This window comes from Levilactobacillus senmaizukei DSM 21775 = NBRC 103853, from assembly GCF_001592085.1.
Lineage (GTDB): Bacteria > Bacillota > Bacilli > Lactobacillales > Lactobacillaceae > Levilactobacillus > Levilactobacillus senmaizukei.
In genome coordinates, this window is sequence record NZ_BCWD01000007.1 from 67805 (window position 1) to 87675 (window position 19871).

The 19871-nt window shown below is 49.0% G+C and carries 17 protein-coding genes, 1 tRNA gene and 1 riboswitch; of the genes, 12 read left to right on the plus strand and 6 right to left on the minus strand.

All coding sequences use genetic code 11. From position 1 onward, the window contains the following. Window positions 1-937: 937 nt before the first annotated feature. Window positions 938-1396, minus strand: a complete 459-nt coding sequence (locus tag LSE01S_RS04160; RefSeq protein WP_061776370.1) for an NUDIX hydrolase — start codon at window positions 1394-1396, stop codon at window positions 938-940. A gap of 412 nt (window positions 1397-1808) precedes the next feature. Here LSE01S_RS04160 and LSE01S_RS04165 point away from each other — a divergent pair, with 412 nt between their 5' ends. The 3 genes from LSE01S_RS04165 to LSE01S_RS04175 all read left to right on the plus strand — a co-directional run bounded on the left by LSE01S_RS04165 (window position 1809) and on the right by LSE01S_RS04175 (window position 6627). Beyond that, on the plus strand, window positions 1809-3227 hold the full coding sequence (locus tag LSE01S_RS04165; RefSeq protein WP_061776371.1) for an MFS transporter: 1419 nt from the start codon (window positions 1809-1811) through the stop codon (window positions 3225-3227). 114 nt (window positions 3228-3341) lie between these two features. Next, a complete protein-coding gene (locus LSE01S_RS04170; RefSeq protein ID WP_061776372.1) occupies window positions 3342-4394 on the plus strand; it encodes an alpha/beta hydrolase fold domain-containing protein in 1053 nt (350 codons plus the stop codon). Window positions 4395-4422: 28 nt separating this feature from the next. Continuing rightward, entirely contained in the window at window positions 4423-6627 is a 2205-nt protein-coding gene (locus LSE01S_RS04175) for a glycoside hydrolase family 65 protein (protein WP_061776373.1), read from the plus strand. Window positions 6628-6912: 285 nt separating this feature from the next. On the opposite strand, the gene LSE01S_RS04180 is transcribed toward LSE01S_RS04175, so the two are convergent. Both LSE01S_RS04180 and LSE01S_RS04185 read right to left on the minus strand, forming a co-directional pair. Further along, complete coding sequence (locus LSE01S_RS04180) at window positions 6913-7227, minus strand: DMT family transporter (protein WP_061776374.1); 315 nt, start codon at window positions 7225-7227, stop codon at window positions 6913-6915. 2 nt (window positions 7228-7229) lie between these two features. Continuing rightward, window positions 7230-7553, minus strand: coding sequence for a DMT family transporter (locus LSE01S_RS04185; RefSeq protein WP_061776375.1), 324 nt, complete (start codon window positions 7551-7553; stop codon window positions 7230-7232). 209 nt (window positions 7554-7762) lie between these two features. Continuing rightward, a riboswitch (guanidine-I (ykkC/yxkD leader) is annotated at window positions 7763-7857 on the minus strand. Between the two features lie 333 nt (window positions 7858-8190). On the opposite strand from LSE01S_RS04185, the gene scrK reads away from it, so the two are divergent. The 4 genes from scrK to LSE01S_RS04205 all read left to right on the plus strand — a co-directional run bounded on the left by scrK (window position 8191) and on the right by LSE01S_RS04205 (window position 11706). Next, the gene (gene scrK, locus LSE01S_RS04190; RefSeq protein ID WP_061776376.1) at window positions 8191-9066 is read left to right on the plus strand and encodes a fructokinase ScrK; all 876 of its coding nucleotides are present in this window, start codon (window positions 8191-8193) and stop codon (window positions 9064-9066) included. 18 nt (window positions 9067-9084) lie between these two features. After that, window positions 9085-10086 (plus strand): zinc-dependent alcohol dehydrogenase family protein, encoded by a 1002-nt coding sequence (locus LSE01S_RS04195; RefSeq protein WP_061776377.1) that lies wholly within the window; start codon window positions 9085-9087, stop codon window positions 10084-10086. A 91-nt stretch (window positions 10087-10177) separates the two neighbouring features. After that, window positions 10178-10876: a DUF6198 family protein gene (locus tag LSE01S_RS04200; protein WP_061776398.1), complete on the plus strand. Its 699-nt coding sequence runs from the start codon at window positions 10178-10180 to the stop codon at window positions 10874-10876. A gap of 437 nt (window positions 10877-11313) precedes the next feature. Beyond that, complete coding sequence (locus LSE01S_RS04205; RefSeq protein ID WP_061776378.1) at window positions 11314-11706, plus strand: VOC family protein; 393 nt, start codon at window positions 11314-11316, stop codon at window positions 11704-11706. 47 nt (window positions 11707-11753) lie between these two features. Here the strand turns inward: LSE01S_RS04205 and LSE01S_RS04210 are convergent, their stop codons facing one another. After that, window positions 11754-13166 (minus strand): aminotransferase-like domain-containing protein, encoded by a 1413-nt coding sequence (locus LSE01S_RS04210; RefSeq protein WP_061776379.1) that lies wholly within the window; start codon window positions 13164-13166, stop codon window positions 11754-11756. 121 nt (window positions 13167-13287) lie between these two features. Between LSE01S_RS04210 and thiD the strand changes: the two genes are divergently transcribed. From thiD to LSE01S_RS04225, 3 genes are read left to right on the plus strand one after another with little or no spacing between them, the layout of a single operon-like run. Beyond that, on the plus strand, window positions 13288-14073 hold the full coding sequence (gene thiD, locus LSE01S_RS04215; RefSeq protein WP_061776380.1) for a bifunctional hydroxymethylpyrimidine kinase/phosphomethylpyrimidine kinase: 786 nt from the start codon (window positions 13288-13290) through the stop codon (window positions 14071-14073). 12 nt (window positions 14074-14085) lie between these two features. Further along, window positions 14086-14586 (plus strand): ECF transporter S component, encoded by a 501-nt coding sequence (locus LSE01S_RS04220; protein ID WP_061776381.1) that lies wholly within the window; start codon window positions 14086-14088, stop codon window positions 14584-14586. 17 nt (window positions 14587-14603) lie between these two features. Beyond that, complete coding sequence (locus LSE01S_RS04225) at window positions 14604-15161, plus strand: TIGR01440 family protein (RefSeq protein WP_061776399.1); 558 nt, start codon at window positions 14604-14606, stop codon at window positions 15159-15161. A gap of 447 nt (window positions 15162-15608) precedes the next feature. On the opposite strand, the gene LSE01S_RS04230 is transcribed toward LSE01S_RS04225, so the two are convergent. Then, on the minus strand, window positions 15609-16586 hold the full coding sequence (locus tag LSE01S_RS04230) for a LacI family DNA-binding transcriptional regulator (protein ID WP_061776382.1): 978 nt from the start codon (window positions 16584-16586) through the stop codon (window positions 15609-15611). A 184-nt stretch (window positions 16587-16770) separates the two neighbouring features. Between LSE01S_RS04230 and LSE01S_RS04235 the strand changes: the two genes are divergently transcribed. Next, window positions 16771-16842: transfer RNA gene (locus tag LSE01S_RS04235), tRNA-Gln, on the plus strand. A 205-nt stretch (window positions 16843-17047) separates the two neighbouring features. Further along, window positions 17048-17728, plus strand: coding sequence for a YoaK family protein (locus LSE01S_RS04240; protein WP_061776383.1), 681 nt, complete (start codon window positions 17048-17050; stop codon window positions 17726-17728). Between the two features lie 148 nt (window positions 17729-17876). Here LSE01S_RS04240 and LSE01S_RS04245 read toward each other — a convergent pair whose 3' ends face one another. Continuing rightward, complete coding sequence (locus tag LSE01S_RS04245; protein WP_156470469.1) at window positions 17877-19610, minus strand: aryl-sulfate sulfotransferase; 1734 nt, start codon at window positions 19608-19610, stop codon at window positions 17877-17879. Window positions 19611-19871: the final 261 nt, after the last annotated feature.

The following is a 19871-nucleotide window of genomic DNA, read 5'->3' on the forward strand; positions in this document are numbered from 1 at the left end:
ATTATGTATGATGGTTAATGGCAATCGCGTAACGGATTGACATCCAGCACTCTACCTCAGTATTAAGTTTTAACTATGCCATCATTATACGCTAATACTCGATAAGTGGCCTAACAATTTTTAACTGATTATTTGACAAAAGGTGAGCATGACAGGATCTGTTGCTTCCTCGACTGTCCGTTTATACATTCTTTGGAGTCGGGGAATATGTTGGCGGAAGATTTTCGTTCGTTCTAGTGGTAGATTAGTGGTGATTTTCGTTCGCTGCGGTGCCCTTTGCGGGCTGGAACGTGGTGAACATGACTTCAAGCCCAAAGGCGGTTTTGAAGGTCAGCTCTGCCTAAGCGGAGTAGCCCGCTCCCCTAAGGCAGTTCCACGGCCGAGCCCCGGGCACCTCCGCTCACTAACGCCGGCCATTTTGTCGATATCAACTGGGTGGCAACTGTTCCTGGTCGCAGTGGTGCTAGTCTTGGTGGTATTAGGCGACAGCGGTAAATGACCTTGAGATAGTGATGGGTCCCGTTCTTCTGGCGGATTTGTCAGATGATGGAAATCCATTTTGACGACAAGTATCCAGTTTGATGAATGTTTGGCCATACATAAAAAGTACCAGCTCTTCTCTATAGAAGAAGCTGGTACTTGGTATTTGATTGGCATAGGTTTACTTGGTTGTTTTCTTTGGTTTGATGGGCTAAGTGATTGGCAATCTTTCCTGGATCTCAGTGACCGAAGGGACCCGGGATCCAACTGTGGGACCACCTTAGGCGAGTGGGTTTCTCGGTTTAGGTAGAACCGATTCTAGAGACCGCTCTTTGGCTCTAGATCGTGTTTACCGCGTTTCGGCCCATCAAGGGTCCCACAGGAAACGCCAGTTTTCACAGTTTAGGCTTTGGATCGGATTTTGATTTTGACCCTGCGGGTCGAAGAGATAGAAAACCTACTTCTTGTTGAAGTATTGTTGAACAGTGGCCAACATGTCGGCCGTCTGTTGATTTAACAGAGGTGGTAGGTCATCCAGTGGGAAGTATTTTAGATCAAGCGTTTCGTCGGTGGCTGACGCTAAGGTGTGACCACCGACGGGCTTGACCAAGTATAGTCGTGAAATCACTTGCGTGACGTCACCGTTAGGATACTCCGTGAAGCCTTGGTCGAAGAGGCCGAGTGGCTTGACGATTTCAACGTCTAGGCCGGCGTCCTCCTTATATTCACGAATCATAGCGGCATCATAGGTTTCACCATATTCAAGATAACCGCCTGGGAGACTCCAATTGTGGGTGTCCGTTCGAAGGTTCAGTAAGACCTCGTGATGCTCGTTGGCGACAATTCCGGCCGCAGCGTTTAGGATTAAAGGCTTATGGCCGACGAGTTCGCGAATTTCTTTAATATAATTTGCCATGACTAGCAGACCTACTTTCTGATTAAATTTCCTCCAGTATAGCGCACTCTGAGTGGAAATAGGTGATGAAAAAGACGTTCAGTCACCCGGAATAAGTGGTAAAACTGAATGGTAGATGTTATTGATCCCCAACATCGTTATCTAAATGAATGATTACCTACTCGGGTGAGTTAGGTTGGGTAACAAATAGAGGGGCCTCATCACTTATCCTAATAGGTATCGGGTATGATGGACTCGATAGCAGGTTGGTCCAACGGGCGTGCTAACGCGAATAAAACCTACAGGAGGCTAAAAAGGGTAACTCATCCGGAAAATCCGAGGATGTTGGTCGGAATGATCATTACTTATACTATATATGTAAGCGGTTACTTATTGAACGGATGATGATTAAAAACTGGGGGAGGTTTTTGTTATGAATAAATTACAGGTGTGGAAACAAAGATTCTTCTACGGGGCAACCGACATGGCCGGCAACTTAATTTGGCAAATTGTTGGTCTTTATCTGTTGTTCTATTACACGACGGTCATGGGCATTTCACCGGCCTTTGTGGGAACGCTATTCTTAGTTGTTCGGTTCATCGATGCTTTTGACGGGGTGGTTTATGGGTTCTTAATTGACCACACGCACTCGAAGTTTGGGAAATCACGGCCATACTTTATCTGGTTCGGGATTCCCCTTGGGATTTTAACCATGCTACTATTCTTCAATCCGGCCTTTGGCGGGAACAAGACGGTTCAATTAGTATGGGTCGCCATTATTTACACACTGTTTAGCTTAGTCTATTCTGGGGCCAACACCCCGATCACGGCTATCTTACCTAGCTTGACTTCTGACCCTGACGAACGGACGAACCTCGCCAGTGCCCGGATGGTGATGACTAATATTGGGACGGCCGTTATCGGAGCAATTTCCTTACCAATGGTCGCGTTCTTAGGTGGTAAGAACGCCGAACGTGGTTGGTCGATTTGGGGCATAATCATTGGAATTGCAATCATCATCCTCTTCTTCGGTGCCTTCATGAATCTCCGTGAAACGAACACCGTTGCGGCTGATGAAGCAGCTGACGATGATGCCAATATCAAGGGTCACCTGTCCGTAAAGGAATCGTTAAAAGGGGCGGTTAAGAACAAGCCATGGGTCATCTTGAGTGTCAGCTTCATCCTGTTGCAAACGTTCTGGGTGATTCGGATGCAAACGGCCGTTTACTACTTGACCTATGTTTATCGCCGGACGGACATGATCGGTTTGTTCAATGGCCTGGTGATTGTTGCCGTTATCGGAAACTTATCCGTTCCATTCCTGAGTAAGCTTATGAAACACCGTAAAGTGATGGAACTGGCCATGGTGACGTTCGCCATTGGTGAAGCCATTATGCCAGTCGGAATGCTCACGAAGAATTTGGTCTTCCTCTTCGCCGGCAACATTATCGCGACGATTGCCATGGGGGCTGCCTTCTCAATTGCCTTCGTCATGATTGCCGATACGGTTGAATATGCACGGACTGAAATGCATATTGACGAACCCGGTATCTTGTCTTCTGTGCCAATGGTTGGTGCCAAGCTTGGCATGGGCTTCGGGGGAGCGCTGTCTGGCTGGATTCTTTCCTGGGGTGGTTTTAAAGCAGCACTTAAAGTGCAAGCACCCAAAGCCGTTACGGCCATCAGCACTAGTTTTATCTGGTTACCAATTATCTTAGCCTTAGCAATTGTCGTCATTCTGCATTTCTACAACTTGGATGAAGATGTGGTTGCTGCTGACAAGGCGGCACAAACGCCAGGAAAATTGGCGGCTGTGACGGCGGACGATGATAAGACACTGAAGGCAGATTAGGTTAAGGTCGACGCGGCCTTGGGGAGTAACACAGTGGGCTAGTAGTCGACCAACGTTAGCGAGGTAGTCTAGCACTAACGTTATGAACAATTACTAAAGAGGGGGGTAATTGACATGTTGAATGACACGACAACTAAGCAATCTTTGGGGTATGCCGATGAGTTGAAACGGTTGCAACACATGCCAGTCACGGCTAAGGTAGATGGCATTAAGCAATGGATTAAGGACCGTGATCCGCGGCATACTTTTGAACCATTGGTTTGGGACACGGTCGCTGAAATTGAGCCGGATCCGCAATTACCAACGGATCTGTTCAGCCTACGACAAGGAACCGAAACGGCGGGGCAAAAGGATTTAACGTCCACACCGATGAAGATTGAAATGCAACAAATTGTGGCGATGAATCGGCGGGTTCGGGTGATTCGAATTGCCCGGATGGACCATTTGACGGCGGAAAAGGCCCTGATCTACTTCCATGGGGGGGCCTACTATGGTGGCACCCCGGAAGATGTCTTGCTGGCGCTGAAGTTTGTGGCCGAACAAGCCAACTGTGTGGTCTACAATGTTGACTATGCGTTGGCACCAGAACAACCCTATCCGGCAGGGATTTTGGATGGGCTGGCTGTGGTCGCGGCGATGGCCCCAAACTATCACCACTTAGCCTTGGGTGGAGACTCTGCGGGGGGGTCGATTGCCTTAGCCGTTAGCCAACTCTGTAAGTCGATGGGGATCTGTACGATCGATAGTCATTTGCTGTTTTACCCAACGCTGATTCAAGGCTCCGATCTCGAGGGGCCGCTGTGGGACGATCGTCAAATAGAGGTGGTTCCCAGTCAACGGGATGCCCTCCATCGCAGTTATCAACTCTTTGAACAACTGGATACAATTATGAGTGGATACTATGTGGCCGATCAACCTTTCGACCTTACCTCGCCGCTGCTATCACCCTTGTTAGCAGACCCGCGGGTATTTAAGAATGTGACGGTTCTGGTTGGCGAATACGATCCGTTCCGGCTCCAAGACGAGGCCTTTATCCAACAAATCGGGCGGGCTACGGGAACCGGAAATTATATTCGCTATGGCGGAATTAGTCACGCCTTCCTGAATTTTACCGGGAACGTCCCGGCGGTGGAAGACGCCCTAGCAATGGGAGCCCGATTGATTTAACAGTGTAGCGAATTATGGGGGGATTAATGTGACTATCAAGAATTATCATTTAACATTACGGGACGTGGCGAGTCACGACGCCGAGTACCTGGAAACCGTCTTTTCTCTGGCCAATGGGCATTTTGGGGTCCGTGCTAACGACCCTATCATGGGTAATCCTATTACGGGCACGTTGATTAACGGCTTCTATGAAACTTCCCCCATCACTTATGGTGAAGCGGGGATTGGTTACGCGCAGCATCATCAGACGATTTTGAATTTGCCCGATCTGCGCCACCTAACCATTTTGACCGAACATGGACACCGGTTTACCAAGAGCCGACGGACCACGGCCAATCTAGACTTGACCTCTGGCCTCTTGACGGAAAAGTATACGTTGGAAACGATGCAGGGCGAAAGTATTTATCTGGGCGTCCAGTCGGTGATTGGCCAGGGTCAGCAGAACTTCTGGGCGGTCAGCTACACGATTACGCCAGAAAATTATCAGGGTATTCTGGTGGTTAGCAAGTCGATTGCGGTTCCGGCCGAGGCCGAGGAGCTGAAGTCGGCTGATCCCCGGAAGTCGCGGATCGCCGGATTACCGGAATGTGAGAGTGACTTCATTACGCAGGATCTGCAGCGCTATCACGTGAAGACGCGGCGGACGCAAGAATCTGTGACCATGTATCTTGGCAGTCTGACGCCCAACTGCAGTCTGTTGCGGCAGCCGGTCGACCTGAGTGATGGCCGGCCGCACGTGCTTGAATACGAAGTATACGTGGGTGATGTCGGCGAGCAAAACACGATTGATCCCGCCGCCACGTTCCTCGTTAATTCCTGGGTGGGCTTACAAAAGGACAGCCGTGATTTCTGGGATGACGTTTGGGATCGTAGTGAAGTCACCGTTTCAGGCAACGATGAACTGAATCTGGCCATCTATTACAACGTCTTTCAACTGAATCAGGCGGCTGGTCGGGATGGCCGCACCAACATTGCCGCTAAGGGTCTGAGTGGTTCTGGCTATGAAGGGCACTACTTCTGGGATACGGAAATGTATATGTTGCCGTACTTTATTTACACCAATCAACCGATGGCCCGGCAGCTCCTGTTTTACCGGTTTCAGACGCTACCACAAGCGCGGATGCGGGCACGAGCGTTGGGAGTCGACAATGGCGCCCTGTTTGCCTGGCGGACAATTAATGGTGAGGAAGCCTCGCCATACTTCCCAGCGGGCACCGCTCAATATCACATTGATGCCGATATTGCCTATGCGGTCGGGCGTTACTATGAAATTACCCGTGACCTCGACTTTATCATTCAATGTGGCTTTGAAATGGTGTTGGAAACGGCCCGCTTTTGGGAAAACTTCGGGTCTTGGAACCAGGTAGATACGACTTCACGATTCGAATTCCACACGGTAACCGGCCCCGATGAATACACGGCGCTGGTCAATAACAATTACTACACGAACCGATTGGCTAAGCATAATTTTAACTTAGTCGTTAGTCTGGCCCATGAGATTTTGGCGGATGATCCTAACGGGTTGGAACCGTTTGGCCTCTCCGAAGCGGACCTGGATGTCTTCAGCAATCTCGCCGATCACGTCTACCTGCCATACAGTCGTGAGCTGCGTATCAATGAACAGGACGATAGTTTCCTGAATAAACCCCGGTGGCCGCTGTCCAAGTCAACGCCAGAAAACTTTCCACTGTTACTGCACTACCATCCGTTGACCATCTATCGTTACCAGGTATCCAAGCAAGCCGATACCTTGCTGGCGGATTACCTGTTTCCGGAAGACCTCAGCCTAGATCAACTGAAACGTGAGTATCGTTACTATGAAGGGGTCACCACGCATGACTCCTCACTGTCGCGGTCAATTTTCAGTATTCTGGCCGCGCGGATGGACGACCCCGAAAAGGCTTACCGGTACTTCATGGATACAGCCCGGATGGATCTGGTCAATCTGCAGAAGAATACCGCCGACGGCCTCCATTTGGCTAACCTAGGTGGGAGCTGGCTAGCGTTAGTGGCCGGATTCTCGGGTTTCTACGTTCAGGATGAAGTGGTCCACTTCAATAATCATCTGCCACAGGAAATTTCCGAATTGACGTATCGAATGAAGATTGCTGAGAGCGTCTTGGAAATCTCCTTAACGGCGACGACCACTAATGTGACGGTGATTAGTGGGCCAATTCCAACCTATGGCGTCAGCGTCAATGGTGAAATGATTTCGCTGGTCAAGGTCAGTTAACGGCTTTTGATGAACGGCTTGAAAATGATTGGTCTATATGCTAAATTGGATGTGTAGTTTGAACGATGTCAATTATATTAAAGCTATCCTGTGAGATACTATAAAATTGGTATAGCTACACGAGCGTCCCTATTTGGAGGAGTCATGGTAATTGACGGCGACAGGGGATGCCGTTAAACCGCCGTCCGAGTTAACGACGTGAATCAGGGGTTCAAAGTTAACTGAATTTTGATTAAGGGCACCATCGTCGATCATGCGTGACGATGGTGCCCTTTTTGGTTTGACCTAGCCAACCAGTTTAAGCCCGATGGTGGCGCCTAAGATGACGACGACCCAGACCAGCTTGCGCCAGCTGCGTGATTCGTTGAAGAATAGCATGCCAGTGATGACGCCACCGGCAGCACCGATACCGGTCCAGATGGCGTAGGCGGTTCCCATAGGAAGTGTTTGCAAGGCCAATTCCAGACCGCCAAAGCTGATACCAAAGGCGCCGATCATCATCGCCCAGTGCCACCAACGATGTTGATGTAAGGCCAAGTTCATGAAGGTCACGCCTAACATTTCGCTGAGTCCAGCGAAAATTAACCAAAGCCAAGCCATGATTAGTCAGCTCCTTTCGTTGTGAATTGCAGACCGACCACACCGACGATGAGCGCTAAGATCAAGCCAATCTTTATCAGGTTAACGGACTCGTTGAAGACTAGCATCCCAACGGCGGTGGTTCCGAGGGTCCCTAGGCCAACGAAGACGGCGTAGGCGGTCCCGGTGGGGATGACCCGACCAGCCCGAATCAAAAAGTAAAAGCTTAAATAAACCGCAATGGCCGTGACCGTCCAGCTGAACGGAGAGTCGGCGTGTTTGAAACCGACCACCCAAGTGACCTCGAAAAGGGCACCTAACAAGACGTTTAACCAGTGTTTGAACATTTTAGTTCCTCCTTAAGTTGTTTTCTGCTAAGCTTTCCGGCGATTGGTAGGTCGGGCTCATTGGTTTTGAATTAGTAAAAGCAGATCAGCCATTCAGAAGTCTGGTAACGCTACAGCAATGGTGGTACTTGATGATTCTTAGCTAATCCTCTTATATTGCTTATCCGGAAGCGCCAAAAAGCCCGGGAGATTTTGTCGATAATGACAGAATCTCCCGGGCTTTTGTCCCTCCGTGGCCACGACGGTTAGTCGCAGGTTCTCTCTTGGACCTGGCCCTTGCGGCGGAACCCTAGAGAACTTTTTCTTCAGTTGGCTTGCAGTCCTGGTAGTCTAGCACATTCTAAAATCATTGGCAAGATTCGGGAAAGTGATTATGAAAACCAATTGTAAGCGCTTGCGGGATCGATGATTTCAGCTATAAAAAGCTGAATAAGTGATGGTTTTCACGAAAAATGAAATCGATTGTATTCGGATGACACTTGGATTTTGAGCCGTTTTCTGAAAAAAGTGGTCGCGAAAAACCCCTTATTTTGCTGGGAGGCGATGATATACTTTAAACGTTTTCAAGATGACTGAACCGAGATCGTCAAGCAGATGCCGCGGGTCCAACCCCGGCCAATAGATGGAGGTAACGAGTATGCAACTCGGAAGCATTGAAGCTGGTGGAACCAAGTTCGTTTGTGCAGTCGGTAACGAAGATTATCGGGTGCTCGACGAAGAACATATTCCAACCACAACACCAGAGGAAACTCTGAGTAAAACCATTGCTTATTTTAAAAAGTTTCCGGACGTGAAGGCGATTGCCATTTCGTCCTTTGGGCCGATTGAACTGCGGCGTAACTCGCCAAAGTACGGCTACATTACCAATACACCTAAGCCGGGTTGGTCAAACACCGATTTCGTTGGCCGGCTGAAGCAAGATCTGGATGTCCCCATGTTTTGGACAACCGATGTGAATGGCTCGGCATATGGCGAGTATGTCATGTCCACGTTGTTTAACGAAAATGTGGGGTCGCTGGTCTACTTCACCATTGGAACTGGGGTCGGCGCAGGTGCCATTATCAACGGGAACTTCGTTGGTAGCATGGGTCACCCCGAAATGGGACACGTGCGATTGAAACGGCACCCCGATGATCTAGATTTCAAAGGGATTTGCCCATTCCATGGGGACTGCCTAGAAGGTTTGGTCAGTGGGCCAACGTTTGATGCCCGGCTGGGTAAGCCAGGTAAGGACGTTCCACTGACGGATCACGTTTGGGATATTTTAGCGTACTACGTGGCCCAAGCAGCCTTGCAAGAGACTCTGATGTTGCGGCCAGACAAGATTGTCTTTGGTGGCGGTGTCGTTAGTGAAGCCTTCCTCGTGAAGGTTCGGGCTGAGTTTGCCAAATTATTAAATGACTATGTTGAGGTTGGCAACCTGGATGAATACATTGTCATGCCGGCCGTTAAGGACAATGGGTCGGCAACCGTCGGCGATTTCGCGATGGCCTTGATTGAATATAACAAGTAAGAGAGGAAGATTTAATTTATGAAAGCCTTAGTTTTAACTGGAAAAGAAAAGATGGAGATTCAGAACGTTGCGACCCCAGAGGTTAAGCCTAACGAAGTGTTAGTTAACACCGCCTATGCTGGGATTTGTGGGACCGACCGGGCATTGTACGCGGGACTTCCAGGTTCAGCGAACGCTGTCCCTCCAATTATCTTAGGCCATGAAAACTCCGGGATTGTGGCGGCGATTGGTAGCGATGTCACCAACGTCAAGGTTGGCGACCGTGTGACCGTAGACCCTAACATTTACTGTGGCCAATGCAAATATTGCCGGACTGACCGTCCAGAACTTTGTGACAACTTATCAGCCGTTGGGGTTACCCGTGATGGTGGCTTAGCCGAATCCTTCACCGCTCCTTCATCCGTCGTTTACCCTATTCCAGACAGTGTTTCATTGAAGTCGGCCGCAACGACTGAACCCATCTCATGTGCCGTTCATGGGATTAAGTTATTAGACTTAACCCCTTACCAAAAGGCTTTGGTTATCGGTGATGGCTTCATGGGTCAACTCTTCGTTCAACTCTTACAAGCTAAGGGAGTTCACCAAGTTGATTTTGCCGGGATCGTTGATGAGAAGTTAGCCTTCAACAAGGAACACTTTGGTGTTACGAATACTTACAACACTAAGCGTGACAGCATTCCTGCCGACTACGATGTGGTTATCGAAGCGGTTGGTTTACCACAAACGCAAGAACAAGCCGTTGAAGCTACTCGTAAGGGTGCCCAAGTGCTGATGTTTGGTGTTGGGAAGCCGGACCAAACCTTCTCAATGAATACTTACGAAGTTTACCAAAAGCAATTAAAAATCCAAGGGGCCTTTATCAATCCATACGCCTTCGAAGATGCCATTGCCTTGTTAGCTAGCGGTCAATTGGACGTTGAATCTCTAATCAGTCATGAAGTCAGCCTAGAACAAGTTGAAGACGTTCTGACGGGTAAGGTCGAACATGTCAGCAAGGCTGTTGTAAAAGTTTCCGACTAAGTAAAGGTGGTTGAGGATTGTGAGAGTGGAACCAGCAAGTAACTTTGATGCTGACGCACCAAAGGCAGAAACGAGTCAGCGAACGATTTCAATGTCTAAGGCGATTGGTTACTTTGCCTTGTCGCTCGTGATTAACTCGGCGGGGAATGTCTTGACCCTGGTGACCAGCGCTAAGATTCATCCCTCATTTCTGGGGGCCGCTTACTGGTCAGCCGCTGAAGCTAACCTCGGAACGGCGTTTCATTGGAATTTATTCTGGGCCTTTTTGATTATGGGGTTCCTGACCTCGGTCTTGAACGCGGTCTTGATTCGTCACTGGGATTGGAAGCGGATTGCTGGCAATATGGTATTTATGGTGCCATTCTCTGCTCTGATTCAGGTGTTTGAAGACTTCTTTGATGGCAAATATCCGGCGCTCTTTGGGGGATTGCCAGATGCCCACAGCTTGGGCATGATCATCTTGTATATTGGCCTGAACTTCTTAGGGGTCGCCTTCATCGCGGTAGCTATTTCCATTTATCAACGGGTTAACTTAGTCTTACATCCAGCCGACGATCTGATGCAGATTCTGCGGTTCCGTTATTGCCATGGGAATGCAGCCCTGGCGATGTGGTTCTCTTACATTCCACCAACTGTGATGGCGATCGTTGCCATCATCATCACCCGTCAATTTAGCAACTTTGGGTTGGGAACGGTCTTTGCTTTTCTCGCCCAAGGGGGTATCACGGGAATTGCCGATCGGGTGATCTTCCCGCGGCTGAAGCACCAAGCGGTCGACGTCGGCAAATAGGTTTTGATTTTGGAGGTCGGGAGGTTCAGGCTTGCGGGCTTGGCCGCCTGACCGGTCGTCAAATATGGGCTGGAACGCGGTGAACGCGGTTATGGGCCACAGAGCGGTCCCATAATCCGGTTCTGCCTAATCCGAGAATAACGCTCGGCTAAGGCAGTGCCACGGCTGAGCCCATATTTGACTTCCCTTTCAGGCTGGTATTGTGTTTAGAACTATTCAGTAAGAATTAATGAAGTTACGAGCGTTTAGAGCCGTGAGGGCGGCTTTGGGAGGGTTCGGCCATGAAATTTCTCTTAGCCGAGTGATTTACTCGGGTTAGAGAAAGGTCAGTCTTTGAGACGTGGTTTGCGGCTCAAAGCTGTGCCCATGGCGTTCCAGCCCTCCCAGAGCAACCGGTAAGGCGCCAGGCCCGTAAACATAAAAAGGAGCCAGTAAAAATGTCTGTAAGTGATTTTATTACCGGGATTCAACATGTCGGGATTCCTACGGCGGATTTGGATGCAACGATGGCCTTCTACGAAAGCTTAGGCTTTGAACGGGCCGGTCTATTTCCTAACGGCGACAACCGTTGTGCCTTCATGCGGTTAGGTAACTTGACGATTGAGACCTGGGAAGGCGACGCGACCAACCCAACTGCCGGGGCAATTAATCATATTTCTTTGAACACCACCGACGTTGATAAGGCCTTCGCTGCCGCCAAGGCGCAACGGTTGAACATGGTTAACGACGAAATCCAATCAATCCCATCATTCTGGGACAAGGGGATTCGGTTCTTTAACATTCTTGGACCGAACCACGAAACCATTGAATTCTGCGAAATCTTAAAGTAAGTGTGGGCAAAAGCCGACTGTGAGAATCTTCTCACAGTCGGCTTTTTTTATGGTTTCAGTTGGCGTAATTGCGTTCTGAGTTGTTCCTGCTTGGTCTCGTCGATGACGGCAAAGTTAAATCGGAACGTTTGGCGGTCGGCACCATAGATTGGACCAGGTTTGACAAGAATGTGCTTGGCTAAAAGGTGGTTAAATATTTCCTGATCGCGTTGGGTGACCCAGAAGAACAGGCCACCATTAGGGCTGGCAAATTGCCAATCGGGCCGGACCTCATGAAAAATAGTAGCAACGGCTTCACGACGAGCTGCTAAGGCCAGGGTCAATTTATGAATCTCGGAATTAAAGGATGGGTTAGTGAGGGCGAGGTTGGCCATGACCTGCGCCAGCATACTGGGTACAATGTCCAGTTTCTTTTGGACCTGAAGCAGTCGTTGGCCGATGGCTTGTGGCGCCACGATCCAGCCAATCCGAGTACTAGAACCCAATAACTTTGAGAGGGAGCTGATATAGATGACGTTAGCCGGCGCCAACGATTTGAACGTCGGGACCTCGTCGCTCTTATTGACCAGCCAGCCAAACACATCATCCTCAACAATTGGAACCTGGTACTGCTGGCAGAGGGTCAGAATCTTTTGCCGTTGCCGGAGACTGACGATTTCACCGGTCGGGTTTTGGAAGGTTGGATTTAGGAGTAGGAGTTTGATCCGGTGCTTCAGGATCAGGTCCTCCAGGACGCCCAAATCAAGCTTACCGTGTTTTAACGGCACCGTGTAGGTTCGGACACCGACCGCCTGGAAGATCGCACTGGCGTTGAAATACGAAGGCTGGGCATAGGCCACAGCGTCTCCCACCTGAAGCAAACTGCGTAGGATTAATAGGAGCGATTGCTGAGCCCCGCCGGCAATGATTAGGGATTGGCGGGTTAATTTGAATTGGTTGCGGGCCTTATGGACGTTGCTGATTGTTTGGATGAGGGGGAGGTAACCCGCATCTTGTTCCTGGTGCTGCGCCAACAAGAAATTCTGCCAGTCCATTTGTAATGACCCCAGCTTAGGAATTAAGTCCATGGGTAATTCATTTACGGCGGCATCGATGAGGTGACCGTTGTCGAGGGCGCGCGCCTGTAGTAGCTGTCCCTGATAGGCCTGGTAGTTATTGGAGGCAGTGGTTTCAAGAAAAGTCGTCCAGTTAACTTTGTTGGTCGCGTTGTCCAGGTGAGGCAAGGACGAAACGAAGGTCCCACTGCCGGTCCGCTTCACCACTAGGCCGACGGAGGCCAACTCCAACAACGCCCGACTGACCGTCGAACGGTCAACCTTGAGGGCCTCGGCCAGTTCGCGCTCTGCTGGTAAACGTTGACCGGGCAAGAGTTTATCTTCTTGAATTAAGTGCCGAATAAGTTGCGTAATGGCTAAATATTTTGGCTTAATATCTGGTAAGTCGGCGTACCAATCAATCATATGTAGGTCTCCTTTACGGGTTTACTTAAGTATAGTAATTGGCTGGATTAAAAACAAGCCAATTGGCGGTTGTGATCGCTTCCACGAAGGACAATAATTGACAGTATCAGGAGGAGATCTCATGGAAAACGTCTTAACCATCGCTGGTTCGGATAGTTTGGCCGGCGGTGGTATTCAGGCTGACCTAAAAACATTTGAAGAACTCAATGTTTTTGGTGTCAGTGTGTTAACCAGCGTGGCGAGCATCTTGCCCAGCGGGGTCAGTTTGTATCAAATAGATTCAGCTATTATTAAGCAACAACTCGATTCAATCTTGACCCAATTGCCGGTGCACTTTGCTAAAACGGGTTTACTTGGTGATTTACCTGCCTTGGAGACCGTTTGTGCTGAGTTGGCCGATCATCCACTCAAGCTGGTGGTTGATCCCGTCCTGGTGTTCAAGGAGGGTGATACGCAGTTACAGTCGGATTACCTTAAAGCCATGCAACAACGGTTATTACCACTTGGATTTGTGACAACGCCAAATCTTGACGAAGCCGGCCAATTAAGCGGTTTGGGCAAGATTACGACGAAGGCTGAGATGGTCACGGCGGCAAAGGCCATTCAAGCCTTTGGGTGTCCCAATGTGGTCATCAAGGGTGGTAATCGGCTGCCGGGCGACACGGCGGTTGACTATTTGCGGTATGGTGAACAAGATTTTTGGTTTGAGAGTCCTAAGATTCACCAGTCAACGACTGATGGTGCGGGATGTACCTTCTCCGCCGCCATCACGGGTCAGTTGGCTAACGGTCGGTCGTTACCTGACGCGGTTAACGATGCCAAGCGGTTCGTCCACTTAGGCATTGAACATGGCGTCGTGATTAGTCCACAGCTTGGGAGCGTGTGGCAAGGCGCTAGCCGCCAATAGGAGGGAAACCCAATGAAACACGATGCATTGAAGACGAATACGTTAGCAGCGGTGATGATCGCCTTAACGGTGGCGTTGTCGTTACTGGTACGGATTCCAATTGCTGGCACCAACGGATTTGTTACTTTATGTGAAGTCGGTATTTATACCAGTGCAATTTTATTTGGTAATCCAGTCGGTGTCATGGTGGGGGCTGGTAGTGGTTTCTTAATTGATATTCTTGCTGGTTACCCAGTGTGGTGCCTCTTCTCGTTAGTCATTCATGGTACTCAAGGTTTCGCTGTCGCTTACCTGACACCAGAAAATGATAAGTCTTTAAAGGCGACCATCTTCCCATTGATCGTCGGAAGCGCTATCATGGTAGTTGGTTATTGTTTGGCGACTGCCTTTCTATACGGTTGGCCGGCCGGTATAGCATCAATTACAAGTAATTTATTTCAAGTTGGATTCGGGATGGTCGTGGCGGTCTTACTCGTTAAGAGCCTCGTTAAATTCAAGCCCAGTCTGACGTAAGGAGAGTGTGCATCATGATGGATATTGATATTGAAAAGTTGAAAGCAGATTTGAACGTTATCGTTCAAGATGTGTTGGACGCAGCAAAATTACACAAGGGGGACCTTTTCGTCCTCGGTTGTTCTACTAGTGAAGTAGTTGGCGGGCGAATTGGTAAGAATTCTAACCTAGATGTCGGTGAAGCAATTATCCAGACGATCATTGCCAAGCTGAAGCCAGAAGGAATTCACTTAGCCGTTCAAGGTTGCGAACACATCAACCGGAGTGTTGTGGTTGAACGTGAAGTAGCTGAAAAGAAGGGCTTCGAAATTGTCAACGTCGTTCCAGCCTTACATGCTGGTGGTGCTGGTTCAATTGCCGCTTTCAAGAACTTTGACGATCCCGTTGAAGTTGAACACATTGTTGCCCAAGCCGGGCTCGATATCGGTGATACCTTCATTGGGATGCACGTTAAGTTCGTTCAAGTTCCCGTTCGTCCTTCCATCAAGGAATTGGGTGGCGCCCACGTGACAGCTTTACGTTCACGGGCGAAGTACGTTGGTGGCCCACGGGCAAACTACGACCCAATCAAATAAATTTAATCGAGCTAACAGCTCAAATAAAAAGTCGCGACCATGTCGCGACTTTTTTGGCTCTACGATCATTGGTGTTGAGGGGTTTCCCATCAACGCCAATTTTTATATTAAAAGGACACATCACCATTGTGCCTGCACCAATCGACCAAAATCAGCAGAAAGCGAGAATGAGTGAGATGTTCCAGTACCAGTTTACTCGAAATTTACTGTAAATTAAAGATGATAATTTATCAAATTTTGCAGTTAAAGGTACAGGGAACGCTTTAAAGAAAATTTTTAATCTGGCCTATCAAATCGCCAAGTACCCAGATTGTGGGTGTTCTAAGATCATTCACAATGGAACTAAGAGCGCATTCCAGATATTTCGGGAAAGCCCGACTGGGGGGGACTATGATTAAGTTTGATTTAGATTTTAGGATTAAAGTCGTCCCAGCGATGAACTAATGCCTACCGGTCAATCACCGTGGTGGCCAGGCGAATCTCTTTAGGCGGGGTGGCCGGGTCTTGGATGCGGTTCAACAGATGCTCAACGGCCAGTTGGCCTAGTTGATTCACTGGTTGACGGGCGGTGACGATCGGTTGTTCCAGTAGATCGAACCATGACTGATCGTCGAAACCTCCCAGGTAAAGGTGGGGCAGCTTCAGTTCGGGGAGTTTGCGTAGAACGGCCGCCATGATGGTGTTATCCGCCACAAAGAGCCCGTCACACTTTTGGTTAATCAGGATCTGCCGGGTCATCTGTTCAACATTGCTGTTGTCTGTCCGGGCGGTAGCCTCGATGGCCGCCTCCTGTGGTAGTTCGTCGGCAGCTAGGGCTTGATGGTACCCTTGAAGTCGTTCGTGGGCCGTGAAGGGGACGGCGCTGTTAATGATTCCGATGCGTCGAGCACCTTGCTTAATTAAATGGGTCACGACATCGCGAGTCCCTTGGACGTTATCGACCAGAATCCGGTCCAGGCCGGCTTGACTACTATTGAGCGGGGTCCGGTCAACGAAAACGGTTGGCATACCGCCTAAGAGTTCCCGATAATCGGTATCACCCTCAGCGCTGGCGATAATCAGCCCATCCACGCGTTTTTCCAACATCAGGTTGAGCGCTCGGCTTTCCTTGTCAGGTCGTTCATCGGTGTTGACGATGACGACATCGTAACCGGCCTGCTCACTGGCATCTTCAATTGCCCGAATGAACTGGGTGAAGAAGTCGTTGAGAATATCCGGAATAATCACCCCCAGGGTGTGGGACTGTTGCATACGAATACTACGAGCCAGCCCGTTAGGATGGTAACCGAGATCGTTGGCAATATTCTGAATTTTTTGTTGGGTGTCGCGTTTGACTTGATCACTGTGGTTCAGTGCGCGAGACACCGTGGCCTCGGAGACGCCAGCAGCTTTTGCAACATCTTTAATAGTAATGGTGGTCGACATGGTGGCCCTCCTTTCGCAAGCAAACGCCGTTTAAATTGTGAATTAATATACATTTATGTTAGCCGTTTGCCGTCCCTGGTGTCAACTAATCTTCTCGTATCATAAGCGTTTTCATAAAAGGGGTTGCATTTTGACCGTTGTGAATGCTAAACTTAGTTCTGTTGAGTCATGATGACTTAATTATTGGGCTATAGCCAAGCGGTAAGGCAACGGGTTTTGATCCCGTCATGCGTTGGTTCGAATCCAGCTAGCCCAATCAGAGGTTTACGAGTCCCCGTCCTAGTGATGGGGACTTTTTAGTTGTTTGCGATTCTTTAGGGACTCTTAAAGATCGGTGGTGGGCCTAGTAGAACACTCGTCGAGCGGTTATTGACCGGCGCCGTTTAGCCGAAGAATGGTGTCAGCCGGGTGATTTTCATTTATACTGATCAGATAAATTAAGTGAATGGAGTGACTAACAAGTGGAAGAGACGGATTTTCCCGCGCACGAGCAACTCTTATTTGGGAGTGCCTTGACCATGATTGCGGGGGCACTGGACGCCTACTCCTATCTGGAACATGGTGAAATTTTTGCTGGCCTCCAAACGGGGAACTTAATCTTGCTGGGCATTCATTTGGGTCGGCTAGAATTTAGCACGGTGGGTCATTATTTAGCGTCGATCTTGGCTTTTGCCGTGGGGACGATGTTAGCCAGAGGACTGCAACATCTACTAGAGAATCGGTCGGTGAGTCAACAATACATTGTGTTGTGGTATGAGTTAGCCTTGTTGGTCTTCGTCATGTTCTCGACCAACCGTCTGCCAGATATTGTCATTACCACCTTGTTGTCCTTGGCGGCTGCAGCGGAATTACAGGAATTCCGGCGAATTAAGGGAGCCCCCTTCACGCCATTGATGATGACGGGTAATCTCCGTAAGGCTTCTGCTTCCTTGTATGACGGTGTCCGTTATCATGACCACAAGGCGGGTAGTCAGGCCATTGATACCTTTACGGTGTTAGGAAGTTTTGCGGTTGGGGCCATTCTGGTGGGATTGTTCAGCAAAATTCTGGCCGGATTTGCGCTGATTGTGCCAATTATCATTATTATCGGGTTAATTACCTGGCTCTACCGAACACATCACCAACGTCGCTGGAAGCATTAGGCAATCTTTAAATAGCGAAATTAAAAAGGGAGACGACACTATCTTTTGTCAGATAATGTTGTCTCCCTTTAAACTAGTTAATTATTGAAGAATGACTCGGAAGCAATATCGTCGATCTGGGCCGGAGACGCCAGTCATGCTCCAGAGTCTATTTAGTCGCATCGAATTGATAGGCGGCGTTATAGAATGGCACGCGGTAGGCCCGGTAGGCGTAGGCCTTGGAGGCCGCACTCTTCATGGTAACGTTGAAGACCTGCTTGCCGGACTGATTGACCTCAATGATGTTGCTCTCTTTACCGCCGTTCTTGAAGCCAAAGTCGATGAGGACGTTATCGTTGGTTAGTTTTTGGGCATAACCAATAACGGGCGTGAAGTTGGTCTTTCCTAAGGACTGACCATAGGCCCAGGTTTGTTTAATGGTCATCTTCTGGGTATCGACGTGGTATTGAACGGCTTGCGAATACCTACCTGAAGTTTTTTTATTACCGTTGGTCACGGCAATGTTGTTGTCGTAGAGCATGAAGTCTTCACTGTTGGCACTATGCTTGTCGTCATTGTTCAAGAGATAGAGGCCGTGCTGACCACCGGTAATCGTGGTGCCTTTGGCTGGCTTCAGCAGGTATTTCCGGTAGGCGGACGGCCAGCTGGATTTTTGCTTACCGGTGTAAATCCACTTGATGTGGTCGGTCTGGTAGTCGAGCTTCATGATCAGATCCTGGTTCCGACTGGAAATGACAATGGAATCGTCATTCTTATCGTAATCCACGGCATTTTGATGGAGCCAATCAATCTTACCGTCGAGCCCTTTCTGATAATGCGACCACATGGACTTCGGCAAGAGCTTCTTCATATCGATAACCTTCACAATTTTTCCGGTCTTGTGAGAAACCTCAATCATGGTATCTTCCTTATACTTGGAGCCATCGGATACGGTGGCGAGGAAGTTATGATTCGGTAATTCAACCAGGTCATGGTGAATGACCGTGGTTTCCTTATTGGACTTCGCAGCCGCCTTAGAAACACTGCTGCTGTCGGAACTACTGGTGTTATCGGAGAAGGAATACTCCTGATAGACGCGGCCTAAGTAGTCGGTTTCTAGGAGGTCGTTGTAGACGTCCGAATTTACGTCTCTCTTCGACAGCATCATGATGTGGCCGTTGGACCATTGTTCGATGGTGTGTTGCGAGTAGTTGGTATCGTACCAGCGAACTTCACCGTCGGCATCGATGGCAAAAGGTTGTTTCGTGGTGCGATTCATAATGGTTAATTTGTTTTTACCAATTTCCATCTGGTCTTTGTCATTCTTGGTGACGGTGATGGTGGCATCCTCGATATATTTCGGCAAAGACCCGGTGGTCATCGTTAAAGTTTTAGTGGTGGTTTTCCCATTCTTAGTGATCGTCGTAATCTTAACGGTGTTGTTGGTGTCGGCGTATAAACCAACGACCGGCACTTGGTGTGACTTGGTGTAGCCCCCCTTGACTGTGTTGGTGAGAGACGTCTTGTCCGTCTTACCAACGACGGTGTAGGTGACCTTGACGGACTCATTGGTTTTAAAGGTGACCAGCGCCGTTAATGGTGAGGCGTTGTAGGGGTTAATTTTGACGTAGGGGCTGGCCAGTGTGTAGCGATCACTTTCGGCTGCCGCCTTGTACTGAGCGGTCAACGCCTGCTGACTGTCTTGACGAGTCGTAATGATCTTTGTATCTAGATTCTTCTTAATTTGGTCGGTGGTTAGCGCCACCTTGTTGTTCTTGATGCCATAGTCGGATGCGGAAGTCTTGTTTGAGCTCGAGCAACCGGCTAGACCAATGGTTAGGACTGCCAGAGACGCAACGGCGACCACAGCCATCCGAGGGTGTTTGAATTGCAAATAAGCCATCTCCTTCTTAAGTTGTGCCCAAAAGGGGGAGACTGGTCCCCCCCGGCCAATCTCACCCCCCAAAAAAATATGTAACACTTACAATATAGCAGTCGTATAAATTAGTTCTGTTAACGAATTCTAACGAATTGTTGAATCGTTTGTGAAGATAATATGAAGACGATCAAACTCGTTATAATAAAGGAAATGACTGGTGGACGGTGGCTGGTAGACGGTGGCTGGTAGATTGGTAAATCTCTTTCTGCTATCATTTAAGCTAAC

Excerpts from the sequence above, each read along its gene's own strand:
- LSE01S_RS04165 (WP_061776371.1), top strand. The coding sequence starts at position 1,809 with ATGAATAAATTACAGGTGTGGAAACAAAGATTCTTCTACGGGGCAACC.
- LSE01S_RS04230 (WP_061776382.1), bottom strand. The coding sequence starts at position 16,586 with ATGTCGACCACCATTACTATTAAAGATGTTGCAAAAGCTGCTGGCGTC.
- LSE01S_RS04245 (WP_156470469.1), bottom strand. The coding sequence starts at position 19,610 with ATGGCTTATTTGCAATTCAAACACCCTCGGATGGCTGTGGTCGCCGTT.
- LSE01S_RS04170 (WP_061776372.1), top strand. The coding sequence starts at position 3,342 with ATGTTGAATGACACGACAACTAAGCAATCTTTGGGGTATGCCGATGAG.
- LSE01S_RS04200 (WP_061776398.1), top strand. The coding sequence starts at position 10,178 with ATGTCTAAGGCGATTGGTTACTTTGCCTTGTCGCTCGTGATTAACTCG.
- LSE01S_RS04195 (WP_061776377.1), top strand. The coding sequence starts at position 9,085 with ATGAAAGCCTTAGTTTTAACTGGAAAAGAAAAGATGGAGATTCAGAAC.
- LSE01S_RS04180 (WP_061776374.1), bottom strand. The coding sequence starts at position 7,227 with ATGGCTTGGCTTTGGTTAATTTTCGCTGGACTCAGCGAAATGTTAGGC.
- LSE01S_RS04225 (WP_061776399.1), top strand. The coding sequence starts at position 14,604 with ATGGATATTGATATTGAAAAGTTGAAAGCAGATTTGAACGTTATCGTT.
- thiD (WP_061776380.1), top strand. The coding sequence starts at position 13,288 with ATGGAAAACGTCTTAACCATCGCTGGTTCGGATAGTTTGGCCGGCGGT.
- LSE01S_RS04220 (WP_061776381.1), top strand. The coding sequence starts at position 14,086 with ATGAAACACGATGCATTGAAGACGAATACGTTAGCAGCGGTGATGATC.
- LSE01S_RS04185 (WP_061776375.1), bottom strand. The coding sequence starts at position 7,553 with ATGTTCAAACACTGGTTAAACGTCTTGTTAGGTGCCCTTTTCGAGGTC.
- LSE01S_RS04160 (WP_061776370.1), bottom strand. The coding sequence starts at position 1,396 with ATGGCAAATTATATTAAAGAAATTCGCGAACTCGTCGGCCATAAGCCT.
- LSE01S_RS04210 (WP_061776379.1), bottom strand. The coding sequence starts at position 13,166 with ATGATTGATTGGTACGCCGACTTACCAGATATTAAGCCAAAATATTTA.
- LSE01S_RS04205 (WP_061776378.1), top strand. The coding sequence starts at position 11,314 with ATGTCTGTAAGTGATTTTATTACCGGGATTCAACATGTCGGGATTCCT.
- scrK (WP_061776376.1), top strand. The coding sequence starts at position 8,191 with ATGCAACTCGGAAGCATTGAAGCTGGTGGAACCAAGTTCGTTTGTGCA.